At 38.5% G+C, this 17,635-nt stretch carries 17 protein-coding genes and 1 tRNA gene; 3 read left to right on the top strand and 15 right to left on the bottom strand.

Features of this window, described 5'->3' with window-relative positions; genetic code table 11:
• Positions 1-8: 8 nt before the first annotated feature.
• Positions 9-1,736: a biosynthetic-type acetolactate synthase large subunit gene (gene ilvB / locus VEIT17_RS02550; RefSeq protein ID WP_178884617.1), complete on the bottom strand. Its 1,728-nt coding sequence runs from the start codon at positions 1,734-1,736 to the stop codon at positions 9-11.
• A gap of 193 nt (positions 1,737-1,929) precedes the next feature.
• Between ilvB and VEIT17_RS02545 the strand changes: the two genes are divergently transcribed.
• Positions 1,930-2,208, top strand: a complete 279-nt coding sequence (locus VEIT17_RS02545; protein WP_005385785.1) for a hypothetical protein — start codon at positions 1,930-1,932, stop codon at positions 2,206-2,208.
• A 49-nt stretch (positions 2,209-2,257) separates the two neighbouring features.
• Here the strand turns inward: VEIT17_RS02545 and VEIT17_RS02540 are convergent, their stop codons facing one another.
• Together VEIT17_RS02540 and VEIT17_RS02535 are read right to left on the bottom strand one after the other, a co-directional pair.
• On the bottom strand, positions 2,258-2,587 hold the full coding sequence (locus VEIT17_RS02540) for a nitrous oxide-stimulated promoter family protein (RefSeq protein ID WP_005385779.1): 330 nt from the start codon (positions 2,585-2,587) through the stop codon (positions 2,258-2,260).
• 9 nt (positions 2,588-2,596) lie between these two features.
• Positions 2,597-3,412 (bottom strand): class I SAM-dependent methyltransferase, encoded by an 816-nt coding sequence (locus VEIT17_RS02535; protein ID WP_005385776.1) that lies wholly within the window; start codon positions 3,410-3,412, stop codon positions 2,597-2,599.
• A 601-nt stretch (positions 3,413-4,013) separates the two neighbouring features.
• Between VEIT17_RS02535 and VEIT17_RS02530 the strand changes: the two genes are divergently transcribed.
• Positions 4,014-4,433: a hypothetical protein gene (locus tag VEIT17_RS02530; RefSeq protein WP_178884615.1), complete on the top strand. Its 420-nt coding sequence runs from the start codon at positions 4,014-4,016 to the stop codon at positions 4,431-4,433.
• Positions 4,434-4,516: 83 nt separating this feature from the next.
• On the opposite strand, the gene VEIT17_RS02525 is transcribed toward VEIT17_RS02530, so the two are convergent.
• From VEIT17_RS02525 to moaC, 11 genes are all read right to left on the bottom strand, one after another.
• A tRNA-Arg gene (locus tag VEIT17_RS02525) sits at positions 4,517-4,591 on the bottom strand.
• Positions 4,592-4,762: 171 nt separating this feature from the next.
• Complete coding sequence (locus tag VEIT17_RS02520) at positions 4,763-5,221, bottom strand: low molecular weight protein-tyrosine-phosphatase (protein WP_039969030.1); 459 nt, start codon at positions 5,219-5,221, stop codon at positions 4,763-4,765.
• 36 nt (positions 5,222-5,257) lie between these two features.
• Positions 5,258-5,893 (bottom strand): flavodoxin family protein, encoded by a 636-nt coding sequence (locus VEIT17_RS02515; protein ID WP_005385772.1) that lies wholly within the window; start codon positions 5,891-5,893, stop codon positions 5,258-5,260.
• A 210-nt stretch (positions 5,894-6,103) separates the two neighbouring features.
• Positions 6,104-8,350, bottom strand: a complete 2,247-nt coding sequence (locus tag VEIT17_RS02510) for an autotransporter family protein (RefSeq protein ID WP_005385771.1) — start codon at positions 8,348-8,350, stop codon at positions 6,104-6,106.
• A 153-nt stretch (positions 8,351-8,503) separates the two neighbouring features.
• Complete coding sequence (locus tag VEIT17_RS02505) at positions 8,504-9,226, bottom strand: DUF4198 domain-containing protein (RefSeq protein ID WP_039969029.1); 723 nt, start codon at positions 9,224-9,226, stop codon at positions 8,504-8,506.
• A gap of 270 nt (positions 9,227-9,496) precedes the next feature.
• Positions 9,497-11,308, bottom strand: a complete 1,812-nt coding sequence (gene typA, locus VEIT17_RS02500) for a translational GTPase TypA (protein ID WP_005385769.1) — start codon at positions 11,306-11,308, stop codon at positions 9,497-9,499.
• A 194-nt stretch (positions 11,309-11,502) separates the two neighbouring features.
• Entirely contained in the window at positions 11,503-12,468 is a 966-nt protein-coding gene (locus VEIT17_RS02495; protein ID WP_178884613.1) for an epoxyqueuosine reductase, read from the bottom strand.
• 137 nt (positions 12,469-12,605) lie between these two features.
• A complete protein-coding gene (gene murB, locus VEIT17_RS02490; protein ID WP_178884611.1) occupies positions 12,606-13,538 on the bottom strand; it encodes a UDP-N-acetylmuramate dehydrogenase in 933 nt (310 codons plus the stop codon).
• Complete coding sequence (locus VEIT17_RS02485; RefSeq protein WP_060924059.1) at positions 13,510-13,878, bottom strand: YlbF/YmcA family competence regulator; 369 nt, start codon at positions 13,876-13,878, stop codon at positions 13,510-13,512. Before VEIT17_RS02485 ends, murB begins: the two co-directional genes overlap by 29 nt.
• Positions 13,879-13,982: 104 nt before the next feature.
• Positions 13,983-14,468 (bottom strand): tRNA (uridine(34)/cytosine(34)/5-carboxymethylaminomethyluridine(34)-2'-O)-methyltransferase TrmL, encoded by a 486-nt coding sequence (gene trmL, locus VEIT17_RS02480; RefSeq protein WP_005385766.1) that lies wholly within the window; start codon positions 14,466-14,468, stop codon positions 13,983-13,985.
• Positions 14,469-14,496: 28 nt separating this feature from the next.
• Complete coding sequence (moaC, locus tag VEIT17_RS02475; RefSeq protein WP_005385765.1) at positions 14,497-15,009, bottom strand: cyclic pyranopterin monophosphate synthase MoaC; 513 nt, start codon at positions 15,007-15,009, stop codon at positions 14,497-14,499.
• A gap of 108 nt (positions 15,010-15,117) precedes the next feature.
• Here moaC and VEIT17_RS02470 point away from each other — a divergent pair, with 108 nt between their 5' ends.
• Positions 15,118-15,795, top strand: a complete 678-nt coding sequence (locus tag VEIT17_RS02470) for a metal-dependent hydrolase (protein WP_039969026.1) — start codon at positions 15,118-15,120, stop codon at positions 15,793-15,795.
• Between the two features lie 124 nt (positions 15,796-15,919).
• Here the strand turns inward: VEIT17_RS02470 and VEIT17_RS02465 are convergent, their stop codons facing one another.
• A complete protein-coding gene (locus VEIT17_RS02465) occupies positions 15,920-17,563 on the bottom strand; it encodes a vWA domain-containing protein (protein ID WP_039969024.1) in 1,644 nt (547 codons plus the stop codon).
• Between the last annotated feature and the right edge of the window lie 72 nt (positions 17,564-17,635).

The following is a 17,635-nucleotide window of genomic DNA, read 5'->3' as shown; positions in this document are numbered from 1 at the left end:
AGCCCCTCCTATTTTTTATCCTTTAATAACATATCGCTTAAAGATTTGCCAGCTGGTACCATTGGCAATACATTGAGCTCCGTTGGAATGATGAACTCAAGTAATGTAGGACCATCTTTGAAAGTATCTGCCAATTGGAACCCTTTTTCGATATCCTCTACCTTAGTAATGCGCATTGCCTTTGCACCATAAGCTTCTGCCAATTGTACAAAGTTTGGAACGTATTCAAACTCATCATTATCGATCATATCACGTGTCACAATAGAGCTTTCATCCATCAATAAATTAGTACAAGCATATCGTTTATCGTAGAACAATTGTTGCCATTGGCGTACATTACCAAGGAAGCCATTATTCAAAATGATGAGCGTTACTGGCAAACGATAATGCATAGCTGTGGCAAATTCTTGGATATTCATTTGTACGCCACCATCACCACAGATAGCAAACACTCGTTTATCAGGGTTGCCAATTTGAGCCCCTAACGCTGCTGGAAACCCATAGCCCATCGTACCAAGGCCACCAGATGTCAACATTTGGTGTTGTCCTTTAATTTCAAGGAACTGAGTAGTCCACAATTGATTTTGTCCTACATCGGTAGCAACAATAGGTCGTGCATAGTGGTTATTAATATAATCAATAATAATTTGAGGTGTTAAGCCCTCTTCACCAGCTTGTGTAACAGGGCGCTCAGCCTTAAGTTGTTGTAATTGCAAAGGCCATTCACCAAGATCATGAGGTTCAATATATTCCAATAATTTTTCAATAGCTAATTTAGCATCTGCTACGATTGGAATATCTACCTTAATATTTTTAGAAATAGATGCGGCATCCACATCAATATGGATAATCTTACAATTTTGTGCAAAGGTACTTAATTTGCCTGTAATACGATCATTAAAGCGTGTACCAATAGAAATCATTACATCACAATCAGTGAGTGCCACATTCGGTGCATAGCCACCATGAATACCAATATTGCCGAGATATAAAGGATGTCGACTATCGATAGCACCTTTCCCCATCAATGTAGTTACAGCAGGAATGCCTGTTTTTTCTACTAGCTTCATCATGAGGTCGTTAGCACCACTAATGCTAACGCCACCGCCTAATAAGAATAGTGGTCTTTTAGCCTTGCTGATAATAGAGCATGCTTTTTTTACTTGTCCTACGTGAACTGTTGTATTTGGTTTATAGCCACGAATATTAACCTCTGTAGGATACTCATCAGAGCCCATAGCCTTTTGAATGTTTTTAGGAACATCCACCACTACAGGACCAGGACGACCAGTACGGGCAATATAAAAGGCTTCTTTCAAAATACGCCCTAGCTCTTTACGATCACGAACGGTAATAGCATATTTACAGATATTGCGCACAATACCAACCGTATCCACCTCTTGGAATGCGTCATTGCCCATGAGGCCTAAGTCTACTTGACCTGTAATACAAACAAGAGGAACACTATCAGCGTATGCTGTAGCAATACCTGTCACAAGGTTTGTCGCACCTGGTCCAGAGGTTACCATGCACACCCCTACTTTACCTGTACTGCGAGCATAACCATCTGCTGCATGAGCCAATGCTTGCTCATGACGTGGCAAAATTACTTTTACCTTATCTTGTTTATATAATTCATCCATGATATCAATGGTTGCTGCCCCAGGATAGTTGAATAGTATATCTACCTGCTCCTCTTGAAGGGCCTTCACCACATATGCTGCGCCTGAAATCATAGGTGCCTCCTTAACTATGTAAAAAATGCATATCGCATTCTCAATATTCTCATTCGATATATCCAAAAAATTGAATATCTTATATAGATGTGTTATACTCAGTAGTGTACCACATGTTGTGGTACATGAGTATGTAATAAATCTCAAATTATAGAAATATATATTAATTTTGTCTGGAAAGGACTGTAAAACCATGAAAGAAATCTTAGGTTTCCACTTAAACGGTTGCCCTTATTGTGCAAATGCATTCCGTGCTATCGATGAACTTGTTGCAGAAAACCCTGCATATGCAGACATTCATATCAACTGGGTTGAAGATCAAGACGCTCATGAGCTCTTCAAAACTCACCCTTATGAGTACTATCCAAACTTATGGTTCGACCTCGACAAACAATATGAGGCTCAACCTGGTGAAAGCTATGACCAAACAAAAGCATTAATCAAAGCTGTATTGGACAAAGCAATCGCATAAGATTATTACATGAAAACGTGATAAAACCATTAAAAAGAGGCTAGCATGGCTAGCCTCTTTTTTTGTCTTTCCATTCAAGATACATATGTCTAATGACTTGGATCGGCGATACCAGTAACATCCTTGGTCCACCATAACGCATAATTTCACGGATTTTTTCACGATAATTAGGTGCATAGCAATGGGTTTTACATACACTACAGAATGTTTTACTTTCCATATGAGGACATGCATCAATGCGATGCTCCGCATATTCCCAAACCTGCTCGCAAGCCTCACATAGCTGCCCCTTAGGAGTATGGTGCTTATTATGACAATAGATGCCAATAATTTGGTACATAGTTTTTAGTTCTAACTTACGTTTTTCATCAACTGTCATACTACCCTCCTATTTCACAGACCATGATACCCATGCCACTTTATCAACTGTTTTATTATGGATTTCTCCATTAATGGCTAATGGTTCAATGAGATTCCTAATTTCTACTTTCATATCTTCTATATCGCCCCATGTATTATTATGAAGTCGCATAGCAAAGTAATTAACCGCTTTATCAAGGCTCATAACCTCTGTTTCAGGCACTGTTTTATAAGTCACTTTTACATTATGTCCTATTTCATGGATAACATCTAAACATGCTTTCATCTTACCATCCCAAGGAAATGAATCGCGACCAAAGAAATGTTCAGATAACATATCTACCGTTTCATCACTGCGTTCACTAAAAGCGATCCACAAGCATTTGTCCTTACTTGATTCATGCATGGCGCGAATGTTTTCTACATCAAACATGATAGGGCAAAAAATACTATATGTTAAATCAAAGGTTTTATCCCATTTTAGTTCACGGCGAGTTTCATCAGACCACGGTGCAATATACAAGCTAAGATCTAAACCTTCTGCCTCTGCTAATTGTTTAGCACCACGAATCATACCATCAGATAAATCTATACCTGTTGCCTTATAGCCTTCACGAGCCAATCCTAATGCATAGTCACATACACCACAGCCAATATCAAGGGTACAACCGTCTTTAGGGGGCAAAAGATTTTCATCCTTCAAGAAGGATAAAAACTCTGTAACCTGCGCCTTACGATCGTCCCGATTGTGCATTTCTACAAAGTAATTAGATCGATTATTCCACGCATCTTGCTCATTACGCCAAGTTTCGTCGACGGTGAGTTCTTGTATTCTATTTGTCATTCTATCTCCTCTGTATCACTACATCAAAACTATTCAATGATACAATTTAGTACTTTATTAATCTTAATTAGATAATTTATATGTTATTCATCACGTCCTATATGCCTAGTGTTCCAGCTAGGATGTTCAGATTTTCATAAGGACATTTTTATTGTACATCATTCTCAAAATAAAATGTGTTACTCAAATCACATTTACACGCTATTTCAATACTATCAAATATAAAATCCTATATGGAGCTTTTAGCTGTACCACATCCCCTATATATCACCATAAAAAAACCTCCACTCATTGGAGTAGAGGTTTTCTAAATCATTTATATCAACAATATGCTCATTACTTCGTAGCTGTTCAGATCCAGTAATGAAAGCTTCACGTAGACCCTAATTTCTTCTCTAACAATTTTCTTGTTTCCCTCTTGAGTAAAGGCTTTTTAATCCCGAAAAACACAGCAATGGTGGGAATCAACATATACACCCTTACTCCATTTAGTAGTTCGTGCATGTATTTCCATTCGTTTCTCTCCTATTACTAGAGTTAATATAGCTGTTTCATATATTATTTATATTTATTATAATAAAGAAAAGGAGGCTTTGAAAGTATGGGAAAATATATGATAATCCTTATGTTTCTATTGATCGCTATTGCTGTAGTTTTTGCTACTTATAACTTATCTATAATCAGATCTATGCCTCCTGGAGAGCGTTATAAACTTCTTTACTTTAAGGATGATCAAGTCTCTATAGGCATTGGCTTAGTAAGAAGAACATTTAAATTAAGCGATATTCGTGAGGTACGTTTTTCTAAAGGAAAACAATTCCGTAGTATGGGTAGCTGGGCCGGCAGAATGCAAATTTGTAAACTAAATGGTAAAACAAGCCGTTGGATAGAATTTGATGGTACTGTCTATTACAAAAAGATGGTATATATAACTAATGAAGAAATCATTGATAAATCAATAGACTTACTGATGAATGAATTTCAAGCACGAGGAATTCGTTGTACTAAATATAGATGCTAACATATAATTTTCTGAACTATACATCAACCTAAAGAATAAAGACACATAAAAAGGCTTCTCGAAATTTCGAGAAGCCTTTTATTTGGTGCGCCTAGCAGGAATCGAACCTGCGCACCCGGTTCCGGAGACCGGCGCTCTATCCCCTGAGCTATAGGCGCATGAATACCTAAAAATTATACCATATTACGTTATGGTTCGATAGTATAAAGTATAAAGCAAGATAGTCTGTATATAGAAAAGACCTTACTATTAAATCAATTCAAGATTGGAATAACTATAGTTAAACTCAATCACTATTGCTACATCATCTAATAGTAAGGTCTTTATATTTATATTTTTTCTTTAATCAACGCTAATAGAGCATCACAGCTACGACTGACATCATCATAGGTTTCATCAAAATTTCCCGTATACCAAGGATCCTTTACATCTCGGCTTTCACCAACAAAAGACATGGCCTTGAATACCTTAGAATCTAAATCATCACCAATAATTCGTTTTAAATTACGTCCATTATTTTCATCCATAATAATGAGGTAATCGAAGTTGTGATAGTCATCAACAGTTACTTGACGAGCCTTACGACGAGTATAAGGAATACCCATTTCATCTAGTTTTTGCTTAGTCCCATAATGGGTGTCGTTTCCTATCTCCTCACGAGATGTGGCGGCAGACTCAACGTAAATAGAATCGCTAAGTCCAGCTTTCGCAACGATATGCCTCATATAAAACTCAGCCATCGTTGAACGACAAATATTACCATGACAAATGAATAAAATTTTAACCATCATAACTCCTATAGTACCTAACCAAGCGCTAAGGTATTAACGTACAAAGTTCGTAGATACGTTTTTCTCTGTATCTGGATATGGTACACCTTGTTCCTTAGCTACAGCAAAGCTACGCATCATCCAAACCATATTTCTAGCCAAGTTGCGCATTGTTTGCATACCTTCTTCATCTTGCTTAGCATCTTCGGCTACTAGACCATGGCTAATATTCCAATATGTAGAGCCTGCAATTGGCATTTGAGAAATACCAAAGTATTTATTAAGTACATCAAAGGAAGCCGTTGTACCACCGCGACGAGCTACGGCGATAGATGCACCTGGTTTAAAGGCAAATGGATTTGGCTTTACACTTTCTGCACTAAAGAATACGCGATCTAAAAAGGATAAAATACGTCCACTCGGATGTGCATAATATACAGGTGTTGCAAAGATAAAGCCATCTGCATCCTTCGCTTTTTCTACAAAGGCATTTACATCATCATCCTTAAATACACATTCACCATGTTCAAAACAATAACCGCATTGAATACAATCTCGAATCGGCTTATTACCAAGTTGAATGACTTCAGTATCTACATTTGCCTCAGTAAAGACCTTTTGTACTTCTTTTATAGCTTGCATTGTTGTGCCATTCACATGACTACTACCATTTACGATTAAAACTTTCATATTATATCCTCCTAACTCTTACTTAAGAAGTTACATATTAACTAGCCTCTATATACTATCATAGAAATACAAAATTGTTAAAGTCTGCCTATCACAGCAAGCCAGTTAATATTGTCTATTTGCCGATAAAGAATAATTCACATAAACACTTTTACAAAAAAACTCTGTAGCAACTCAATTCAAGCTACTACAGAGTTTTCATATATTTAATTAAAAGTTATGTCTAACGCCTGCATCGATACGCCATGTATTATCTATAGTAGCACCAAAGTTTTTAGTGAATGTACCATATAGATATGTACTAGGACGAACGCTCCAAGAACCGCCGATTTCCGCATCAAGCCATGTATCCTTTAAATCTACAGTTGTTTGTACTGTTGGATTACCTGGTGCAGAATATGTAGTATTTACCTTACCAGAGAATTCATGAGCTAGTGCTAGTTTTGCAAAGATATTAGATTTTTCTGTTTCTTTACCAATACCAATACCAAGTCTACCTACCGCAGAGTTTACAGCATCAGATTTCACATGCATGGATCCGCCGCCTGCAATAGTTGCATCATAGGATACACCATTTAAACGCCCTAGAATAAATTCTACACTAGGGTCGATATAGAAACCATTTTGTTTTTTAATACGTTTGCCATATTCAGCACTCAAGGATGTACCAAATGTATGGTAGTTACCATTCAAACGTTGGCCACTAATTGAGTTAAGGCTATAGTCGTTGGATAATCTATTACCACGAGCGATGATATCTATATACCGACCATCCTCATGTTGTTTTGTACCATATAAGGCTATACCGCCAAGCTTACCGTCGCCACTGCCGTTGGCATAAGAGTTGCTAGATGTGCTGTAATCAATAGCACCACCAAAAATCCAACCATTAGTTGCCTTATGGTCGTAACCAACTTGTACGCCATTGTATGTCATATGTGCATCAGCACCATCTGTAATCTTAGATTTACCACCTATATATTTAGCCCATACTCCTTTATCTGTATTAGCTAGACGAAGGTCACCTAAACGACGTTGTAAATTATTAGTATTATTTTTCCACGCCATAACTGTTGAAGTAAGGGCAGATTTTGTGCCACCTACGAGCGATGATTCACTAGCACGAACAACTTTTGTTGTATCATCTACAACGAGATGACCTTGAGAATCAAAATGATCTGCCCCTAGGTCTGCTACAGCACCAGGTGTAGTAACACCTTCATTAATTTGAACTGTTGTGCTAAGCTTCTTATCATTGCCTGTGTATTGTAATTTCTCAGCTAATGCTTGAATATCCTTTTTGTAGCTTGCATCGTCGATGGTATTACCGGAATGGTCGCCTTGCATTGTAATATGGCTATTATCCGCCGCATGTTCAACGATGATTTGCCCTTTTCCTGTATCACTAGCCGGCACACCAGATTTATAAATAGTATTCACATAACCGCTATAGTTCTGAATTGTTATAGGCCGCGCATCGATAGGATGAATGTTACCTACTGCAGTTGGGTTAACACCACCTACAAAATTACGAACCTTACTGCCCTTGTATAGGTATGCTGCATTATCCCCTGATGGACGTTCTTTTTTAGGTGTAGGGCGCTCTATACCAATCCACTCATTATTCCAAGTAGCACCATTTTGTAAGTAAATATCTGCACCAGAATTATGAGGATTTTTATTGCTTTCAGCATATTCATTTAATACAGCACCTGTGAGGCTAGAATTTGGTGTTGTGAAAGCTAAACCTACATTCGTCGGTTCTTCATTATGGTTTGGATCGCGACCATAGTCCTTATCGATTAAGCCTACATTACCAACAACAACCAAGTCATGAGTGCCTGGATGTTTGCCATCAGCGCCTGCATTAACATATACATCCCCTTCTTCTGCTACTACAGAATAGGTATCAGATGTTTCTACAGGATGAGTGATAATCTTACCGCCTCCATCAACAAGGATATGACCTCGTTGATTGACTTGTAAACCAGAGCCGATAGCATCGATATCTACATTACCTTTCACATGAATATTAGTATCACCATAGTCTCGATCAGGGTTATCTTTACTTAGACGTGGTACCTTACCGCCATAACCAGCATAGACTGCACTCATATAATAATGACCTAATTCTCGCTTCGATGCTGGTGCATCATTCTTTAATCGTACAATAAGGTCTTTATCTACCGTTAGTTGTGAACCAAAGCCATTATAAATACCTGTAACATTCTTACTTTTACCAGCCTCTGTTAAACTTTTACCATGTACATTAACTGTTAATGTATCCTCTATGTGTTTAACCTCAGGTTGCGTTTGTACTGGTGACCCCATTGTTAAACCCAGCAACTCCTCTGCTTTATCGCTTGTTACAGTAATTTCTGTTGCTATCGCAGAATAAGATATACCAGTTAAAACTAAAGCAGCCATCACAGCGGATAAATGGCGATGTAACTTCATAATAATCTCTCCTTTTACTTACCTTGTAGGTAAGCGTCCTCACAGAACACATTTACATTTTTATTTGCTCAAAATATAAAAAGACCCCCTTAGTCCAACTAAGGAGGTCTTCTATTAACTCACACACTCGGTAAGTACTAAAATTACTAATTATTATTCTTCAGGAGAAATAAGGAAGGACAATGCACTAAAGTATTTATTTTGTTCCCCTTTAGTTTGTGTAGGGAATGCAACTTCAACACCTACTACATTTAAGCCATCTGCTGTAACAGCTACAGTAGCTTTACCATTTTCATCGGCTTTAGCTTCACCAGTTAAATCATTTACTAAATCTTTGATAAGAGGTGCATTCGCATATGGTTTACCATCTTTAAACACTTGGATTTCATAGGTATCACCTTTTCTTAATGTCAATGGATTAACAGAAGGTACAATTTGAATAAATGCATTCTTATCTACAAATGGTTTTGCTTGTGCATTCCAGTAATGAACATCATATTTGATAGCATGTGTACTCTTAACCGCACCAGGAACTTCGGTGATTGGTTTATGAATTGTTTTACCATCTTTAGTCTTAGTCCAGTAGCCATAATCGAAATTAGTTACAGTTACACCAAGATCTGCTGGTGGAACAATAGCTATATTTTTTTCATGCTTCACAACTTGTACTGGAATTTGTTTGCCTTGTACATCATATGCAGTAATATTTTTTACCATATCTGCACTATAAGCATTATCTACAGGACCCTCACCTAATACAAGTACTTTTTCATCTGTACGGTTAGCGAAGAACACACCATGTGCATCAACAGAAGAGCATACACAGCCTGCAGCTAAACCTACAGCAAATAAAGAAGCTAGAATTTTCTTATTCATAAGAACCTCCATAATCAATAACTTGTTTCAACAAACTTGATATTATTATACAGCCTTCCATACGTTTCGTATATACCAATACCCCTATAACTTAGTTAATATGCAGAGTTAGTATATACAACCATTTGTATACGAATCTAGCATTAATGATAAAATTATCATCAACTTTTCATAAGGATATAATATATAGGAATATGTTATAAAAATTTTATAATTTCGACAACAAAAAAGACGCCCCCATAGGAGCGTCGTTTTATATCACTAAGGATATTATTTTTTGTTTTTAGCAGCTTTCGCACGTGCGTTACGATCAAGGATTGTTTTACGCATACGAATACTTTCAGGTGTTACTTCAACGAGTTCGTCATCGTTAATCCACTCAAGAGCTTGTTCCAAGGAGAAGATACGAGGTGGAGTCAAGCGAACTGCTTCATCAGAGGAGCTAGAACGCATGTTAGTAACGTGTTTTTTCTTACATGGGTTAACATCCATATCAAGTTCACGAGTGTTTTCACCAATAACTTGGCCTGCGTACACGTCTTGGTTAGGACCAACGAACAATGTACCGCGATCTTGAACAGAGTTCAAGCCATATGGAGTAGTTTCGCCATTTTCAAATGCTACCAAGGCACCGCGTGTACGGGAAGGAATTTCGCCTTTGTATGGTGCATAACCATGGAATACATGGTTCATAATACCATTACCTTTTGTAGCTGTTAAGAATTGTGCACGGAAACCGATCAAACCACGTGCAGGAATTACGAATTCCATGCGAAGGTAACCAGCTAACTCAACCATGTTAGTCAATTCAGCTTTACGTTGACCAAGATTTTCCATTACAGTACCCATGAATTCTTGAGGTACGTCGATAGTCAATGCTTCTAATGGTTCGCACAATTTGTCGTTAATAGTTTTGAAAATTACGCGAGGTTTACCTACTTGTAATTCATAGCCTTCACGACGCATAGTTTCAATTAATACAGCCAAATGCAATTCGCCACGGCCAGATACTTTGAAAGCATCTGCAGAATCAGTTTCTTCTACCTTCATAGAAACGTTAGTTTCTACTTCGCGGAACAAACGATCACGTAAGTGACGGGATGTAACGAATTCACCTTCGCGGCCAGCGAATGGAGAGTTGTTTACGGAGAATACCATGGACAATGTTGGTTCGTCGATGGAGATGGATGGTAATGCTTCAGGATTTTCAGCATCTGCTACAGTTTCGCCGATATTGATATCGTCGATACCAGCGAACGCAATGATATCACCCATTTCAGCTTCGTCAGTTTCAACACGGTTCAAGCCATTGTATGTATATACACGACCGATTTTCGCTTTACGAGTGCTTTCACCAGTCATGATAGCTACTTGTTGGTTAGGTTTCATTTTACCGCGAACGATACGGCCTACTGCGATTTTACCGATGAAGTTATCGTAATCAAGTGTAGTAACCATGAATTGAAGAGGACCTTCCAAATCACCTTGTGGTGCAGGAATTTCTTCGATCAATGTTTCAAACAATGGTTCCATATTTACAGCTTCGTCATCCCAGTTAGTTTTAGCCACACCAGCACGAGCAGATGCGTATACTACAGGGAAATCTAGTTGGTCATCATCAGCTTCAAGTTCCATGAACAATTCAAGTACTTCATCTTCAACCTCTTTAACGCGTTGGTCAGGACGGTCAATTTTGTTGATAACAACGATTGGTTTCAACTTTTGTTCTAAAGCTTTACGCAAAACGTATTTAGTTTGAGGCATTGGACCTTCGTAAGCATCTACGAGAAGCAATACGCCGTCAACCATGTTAAGTACACGTTCTACTTCGCCGCCGAAGTCAGCATGGCCTGGAGTATCAACGATGTTGATTTTAATGCCATCATGCATAACAGCAGTGTTTTTAGACAAAATGGTAATACCGCGTTCACGTTCCAAGTCGTTGGAGTCCATTACGCGTTCTGCTACTTTTTCATTTTCACGGAACACATGGCTTTGTTTTAATAACGCGTCCACCAAAGTAGTTTTACCATGGTCAACGTGGGCGATAATCGCTACATTACGAAGATTTTCGCGAATCATAAGATCCTCCCTTTAATTCTTTCAGTATATTCTATATCACATAGCGCTTGTGAAAGTAGCTATGTAGGTATATTCCCAAAATTGGCAACACTTAATTATAACGTAGTCTATAGAAAAAAGTCAAAGAAGTACAGGATTTCTAATCATGGCAATTTCTACATTTGATTATACTTTTGACTCATCTTATAGACCAATCATTGTTTTTGCCACCTATTTCTGTATTCTATAGCCCGCCTAGCAGATTTACGCAACAATGGAATTTGTTCATTCGTTAAATGAAAACAGAATTTAGGAATCATTTGTTCTATAATCTCTTCATCAGAGGCTTTCAAAATAAATTCTGGCTGTAGTATAGGTTCCAATTCATCAAGTCCAGGATAGTCTTTCCCGATGCTCCAATCATGATTCTTATTAAATGGGCACGAGTCTTGGCAATTATCACAACCTATAATCCACTCTTCCAACATATCTTCTGTTATTCCCTCTGGCATATTCCCATCACCAAAGGTATTGATAAAAGAAACACATGTCATTGGATTCATCGTAAATGGTGCAGATAAAGATTTTGTCTTACAACCTTGCTGACATAAGTTACAAGAATCTGGGCACGGAGGAATATCCGTATCATGAATATATTCACAAGACTTATCTATTAAATAGGCTACCAATTCATAATTAGAACCTTTAGGACCATAAAAGAAATTATTTTTTCTATAAATTCCAAGGCCCGCGGCTACAGAAGCGGGACGCAGAGGGACAACACCAGCTGGCTTTGCGGTTTCACCACCAATATATTGAATATTTTGACTCTGTAACCATGTTTCAAAAGATTGTCTCCGTTTAAATTCAACACCATCAGGTATATTACTTAAAGATAATAGTAATCCTTTTGCATATCGCTTCTGCAGCGAAACAGGAAACTTATAATTTCCAAAATACTCGGTACAAACTACTATAGATTGTGCCCAAGGATAATTATCTTTTAATGCTAGAAAGTCTTTACTATGAGCATATACATCTTCACTTTCAGGTACATCTTCTAAACGCTTCGTCAACCGATCTTTATAAAAATCAAGTGCATCAAGAGGCACTATACCACAACTATCATAGCCACATGCTAGCGCTTTATCATGAATCTCTCGTGCCAATAAAGTATTCATATCATCGCCTCCTAAACATTGATTAACTATATAGTTATCATACTCTTTTACAGACTATAAAAAAAGATTTCTTATGAGTCCATTCTCCCGAAAAAGTAATGATACATAAGAAATCTTGTATTAATATTTAGTTTGTATTAATCTTCACCAATCATACGTACTTCTGGCTCCAGATGTACACCATGTTGATCATATACGCGTTTTTGTACTTCTTTAATAAGATCAAGTACATCTTTAGCTTTAGCATTGCCAGTATTGATAACAAAACCAGCATGCTTATGAGATACTTGTGCGTCACCAACAGATAACCCTTTAAGACCTGTTTGTTCAATCAAAGTACCTGCAAAATACCCTGGTGGGCGCTTAAAGGTTGAACCTGCACTAGCATACTCTAAAGGTTGTTTAGATTCGCGCTTTTCTGTGAGCTCATCCATGCGAGCCTTAATAGCATCCTTATCACCAGGTTGTAACGTCATAATAACCTCCCCAATAACCTCATGGTTATCGTGGAATACGCTATGACGATATCCAAAATCCAAGTGAGATGCATCGTACTCCTTAATATTGCCCTCGAAGTCTACAGCTAGTACTGAAGTGACCACATGGCTCATTTCCCCGTCATAAGCACCTGCATTCATAAATACAGCACCACCAAGTGTACCTGGAATACCAATGGCAAATTCAAGGCCAGATAGTCCGTTTTCCCAAGCAAATTCAGAAGCATCTTTTAACATATAACCAGAACCAATGCATAATACATTATCATTGCAATCCATGATTTGTGTCATATGTCGAACCGATACGACAGCACCGCGAATACCACCATCTTTCACCAAAATATTGGAGCCGCAACCAATAATAGTTACAGGCACTTGTGATTCGTGAATCTTGCGTAGCGTAAAGCTCAACTCATCCATCGTCGTAGGTTCAATAAATAAATCAGCAGGACCACCAATTTTAAATGTCGTATGATGACAAAGCAGTTCCTGTTCTCGTACACGTGTACTAGGTAATTTCTCTAATAAGGCTTCTTTTAAGTCCTTAATGTTTTGGTTGTTGTTGTTCGCCATGATCTAACACTTTCATCCCCTCAGTGATTGGTTCGCTAATGATTTTATAAATATCATTAGAGATTTGGCTCCAACGCATTTGTGCTTGTAAATAAGCAGCCGCTGCAGCATTTTCTTGAATTTGAGGCATTAATTCCTCTTGTTTCTTTTGCAATTCATCAGCTTCTGGTGCACCAGACAACTTTGCGTATTCCCATTGCATTTGTTGTGCCATAAATGTGCGTACCAACGCCGCTGCTACTGCATCAGCTTTCAAAGCCTCTTGAGCTGCCATTAACTCTTTGTACTCTTCGGATTCACGCATAGCGTGAGCTAAATCATGAGCTTTATCGTAGTTCATAATATCCTCCTCTAACAACACCTGTCGAAATACTACCTCTCATGTAGATTGGGTAGGATTTCTAACACATATTTATTGTATCTATCTCAATGGTGAAAGTATATTTATTTAGGTTGAATCCAGTTGCCTTCGGCTTTAAGATCTGGATAATCAAGTTGGCGCATAGCTTCATACGCAATAATGGCTACTGCGTTAGATAAGTTTAGAGAACGCGCCTCATCTACCATTGGTATGCGAATACATGTTTCTTCAACACCTTCTAATAAGCTTTCAGGCAAGCCTCTTGATTCAGGACCGAATACGAGCATATCTCCGATTTCATACTTTACCTCGGAGTGGGTATGCTTTGCTTTTGTAGTAGCGTAGAAATATCTGCGATCAGGATATTTCGCATACAACTCTTGAATATTTTCATGTACCTGTACATCTACCAAATGCCAATAATCGAGACCAGCTCGTTTCACGTGCTTATCGTCGATAGAAAAACCAAGTGGTTTGATAAGATGTAGGGTCATGTGATTAGCTGCGCATAAACGCGCTATATTTCCTGTATTGCCAGGGATTTCTGGCTCATAAAGTACTATTTCCATTTTCGTTCCCCTATTCTTTATATCTATATTATTCTACAAAGGAACGCACAAAATGTCCACTTTTCCCGCCTTCTTTTTCTACGAGGTATGTAGGTCCCATAATCATGCCTTTATCAATGGCCTTACACATATCGTATACGGTGAGCAAGCCCACTTGTACAGCTGTAAGGGCCTCCATTTCAACGCCCGTTTTTCCAGTAGTCTTAACGATGGCACGTACCTTGACGGCCTTGTTATGATTTTCATCAGTGCAAGCAGGGCTTTCACCATCTACTAAAGAGCAGTGAACCTCAACCTTTGTGAGCGCTAATGGATGACAAAGAGGAATGAGATTGCTCGTTTGCTTAGCCCCCATAATAGCAGCTAGTTGCGCAACACTAAGGACATCGCCCTTTTTTATAGTACCTCCAGCAATGCGCTCATAAATTACATCATTGATTGCTATGAATCCTTCTGCGATGGCTGTGCGGGATGTGATATCCTTATCGGATACGTCCACCATCCAAGCATTACCATCTTGATCAAAATGTGTTAAATCCATACTATATCCTTACTAATTATGCATAAATTATCATCAATAGTTTTATTTTCATTAGTTATATTATACAATAGAATTAAGATTTATATGTATAAGGAAGGAAGTGTTCCTATGAAAACAAAACTAACTTATTTCGGTCATGCTTGCTTTATGCTAACACGCGGTGATGTGTCCATGATTTTCGACCCATTCTTAACAGGTAATACATGGGATATCGCAAAAAAAGAAGATATCAAATGCCAATATATCTTTGTCAGCCATGGTCACGATGACCACTATGGCGATACAGATTTCATTGCTAAAACAAATGATGCGCTCGTTATCTCTACTGCAGAGGTAGCAGGTAAAGCAGCAGCTGCTGGTTGTCGTACACACGCTATGCATTTAGGCGGTAAATTTGACTTTGAATTCGGTTCTGTTCGCATAGTTCCAGCCTTCCACGGTGCTGGTATCCCTGGTGGTCATGCAGCAGGTTGTATCGTAGATTTCTATGGAGATATTGTATACTTTGCAGGTGATACAGCACTCTTTAGCGATATGAAATTATTGAATCGCTTTGGAGATATTGACTACGCTTTACTTCCTATTGGTGATAACTTCACGATGGGCGTTGAAGATGCAGCTCTTGCTGCTTCTTATGTAAAAGCGCGTATCTCCATTCCAATTCACTACAAAACATGGCCTGTTATCGACCGTGAACCAGGTGTATTTACAAGCTTAGTTGAAGGCAAATATAATCAAACAGCCCTCATTATCGATCCAGGTTCCTCTATCGAGCTCAATAACTAAAATAAAAAATAACATCTACGTAGAAATGACGCAATTCTAAGGAATTGCGTCATTTTTATATGCTTTTATAAACACATCTCTAGGTTAAACCAAAATATATCAATGCTCACCTTTATAAAGCAGCCTAAACCTCTTGGTTAGCCATAGAAAAGCCACTACGACTAGACATACGTACAAATTCATCTATATCTTGTGTTTCATCTACACCCACATAACCTAGTTCACGAACCATGCCATACGGATTATGAAGAGATAGTTGAGGATTTTCCCCTGTAAGAACCCATAAAACCTTATACCCTTTCGGAGCCTCTCGTAATCGTTCCTCGCCTTTGCCATCCGTGAAGTAAACCAATAAATCCACACGGTTTTGATTGGCTAAAGAAAATACTGGCGAGAAAGCTGTTGCACCGCGCACATCAAGGCGAGGCTTTACATCTTTTACTGATTCCATCGTATAAGTACGGCGCACCTCATTATCACATTCTACAACGGTGATGCGATGGTTATAGGCATGTACAATTTGCAGTACTTGTTCTAAGGCGTTCGTAAACTCTGCATCGGTAATACTACCACTCATATCGAGAGCAACCCATACATTAGCTTTATGTTGACGCAAGGTACCAGACAACTCCAAGCGCTCAGGTTGACGACGATTGCGACGCATCGTCGTTTTTTTGTACCCACTTGCTACCTTGCCCATAAGCTTTTTAAGGTAGAAATACCACGGAAGAGCACGACGCGTCTTTTGGAAGGTATCGATGAGACTCTTCACATACCCTTCCATATCACCTTTTGAGGCTTCGTTGATATAGCGCTCCGTAATTTGGTCCATCGTATCCGTATCAATGGAATCAGATTCATCCCAAATATCATGGCTAGTTTGAGAGTCAAACTCCATAGCTACAGCTGTATCAGAATTATCTACAGGTACAAAGAGTTCAGGCTTTTCCTTCATCGCCTTATCGATGGCCTTGGCGTAATACTCAATGGTACGGAATCGTTTGAGCATCAATCCAAAACGTTCATTTACATTGGCTACAGTAACCGCATCACGATCAACATGTTCTAAGTAGTCATTTACAACCATATCCATCGCCATATGTACGGCCGTTTTATTAAAGCTTTGACTCAATGTTTTTACGCGCATCAAATGTGCAGAAATAATATGAAGAATTTCACGCTTAATGCCATCTTTCATAACATCTGGTGGCTGGCGTAGTAAGATAAAAGGATTTACATATAATACATAGCCACCTTGTTTTAAGTTAATACCGAAGGCACTGGTCATATCAAAACGAATACGATGAGCCATTTGTAAATAGAAATAACCAAAGAATTGGTCCTCTTCAAGGAGTAAGCTATTTACATCATGTAAAATATTCCATAATCGTTGCTCAAAGGCAGGTGTCATTACGGCTTGTTGCATTATCGCAAAATCGGTGCCTTCAATTTGTATCTCATCTAAGGCACGTCCTATGGTCCCTATATGACTATCAGACATATTATGGTTCATCAAGTCTGCCGCTATGCGTTCTGGTTCCATGCTATGATGTTGTGCTTCATAACTATCTACATAGGCTTCGTAAGCAGCATAGATTTGCGTGTACAAGGCCTCTGCTTCACGATGAATACGCTCCCGTTTTGCATGCCAACGATCGAGAGCCTCGATGGCCTTCTCATCATAGGAACCTGTTTTCTCCCACCCGTCTATATGAGTGAGTAAATCAGAGGCGTCGCGAATATCATCTTTATCTAAATTTCGTTGCATCATTCCACCTCCTTTTTCGTTTAACATCAGATTTTATGTATATCATGTTTTATATATTGGTTATTGTATCCC

It is taken from the genome of Veillonella nakazawae (genome assembly GCF_013393365.1).
Classification (GTDB): domain Bacteria; phylum Bacillota; class Negativicutes; order Veillonellales; family Veillonellaceae; genus Veillonella; species Veillonella nakazawae.
This window is presented reverse-complemented; position numbering and strand designations above follow the sequence as displayed.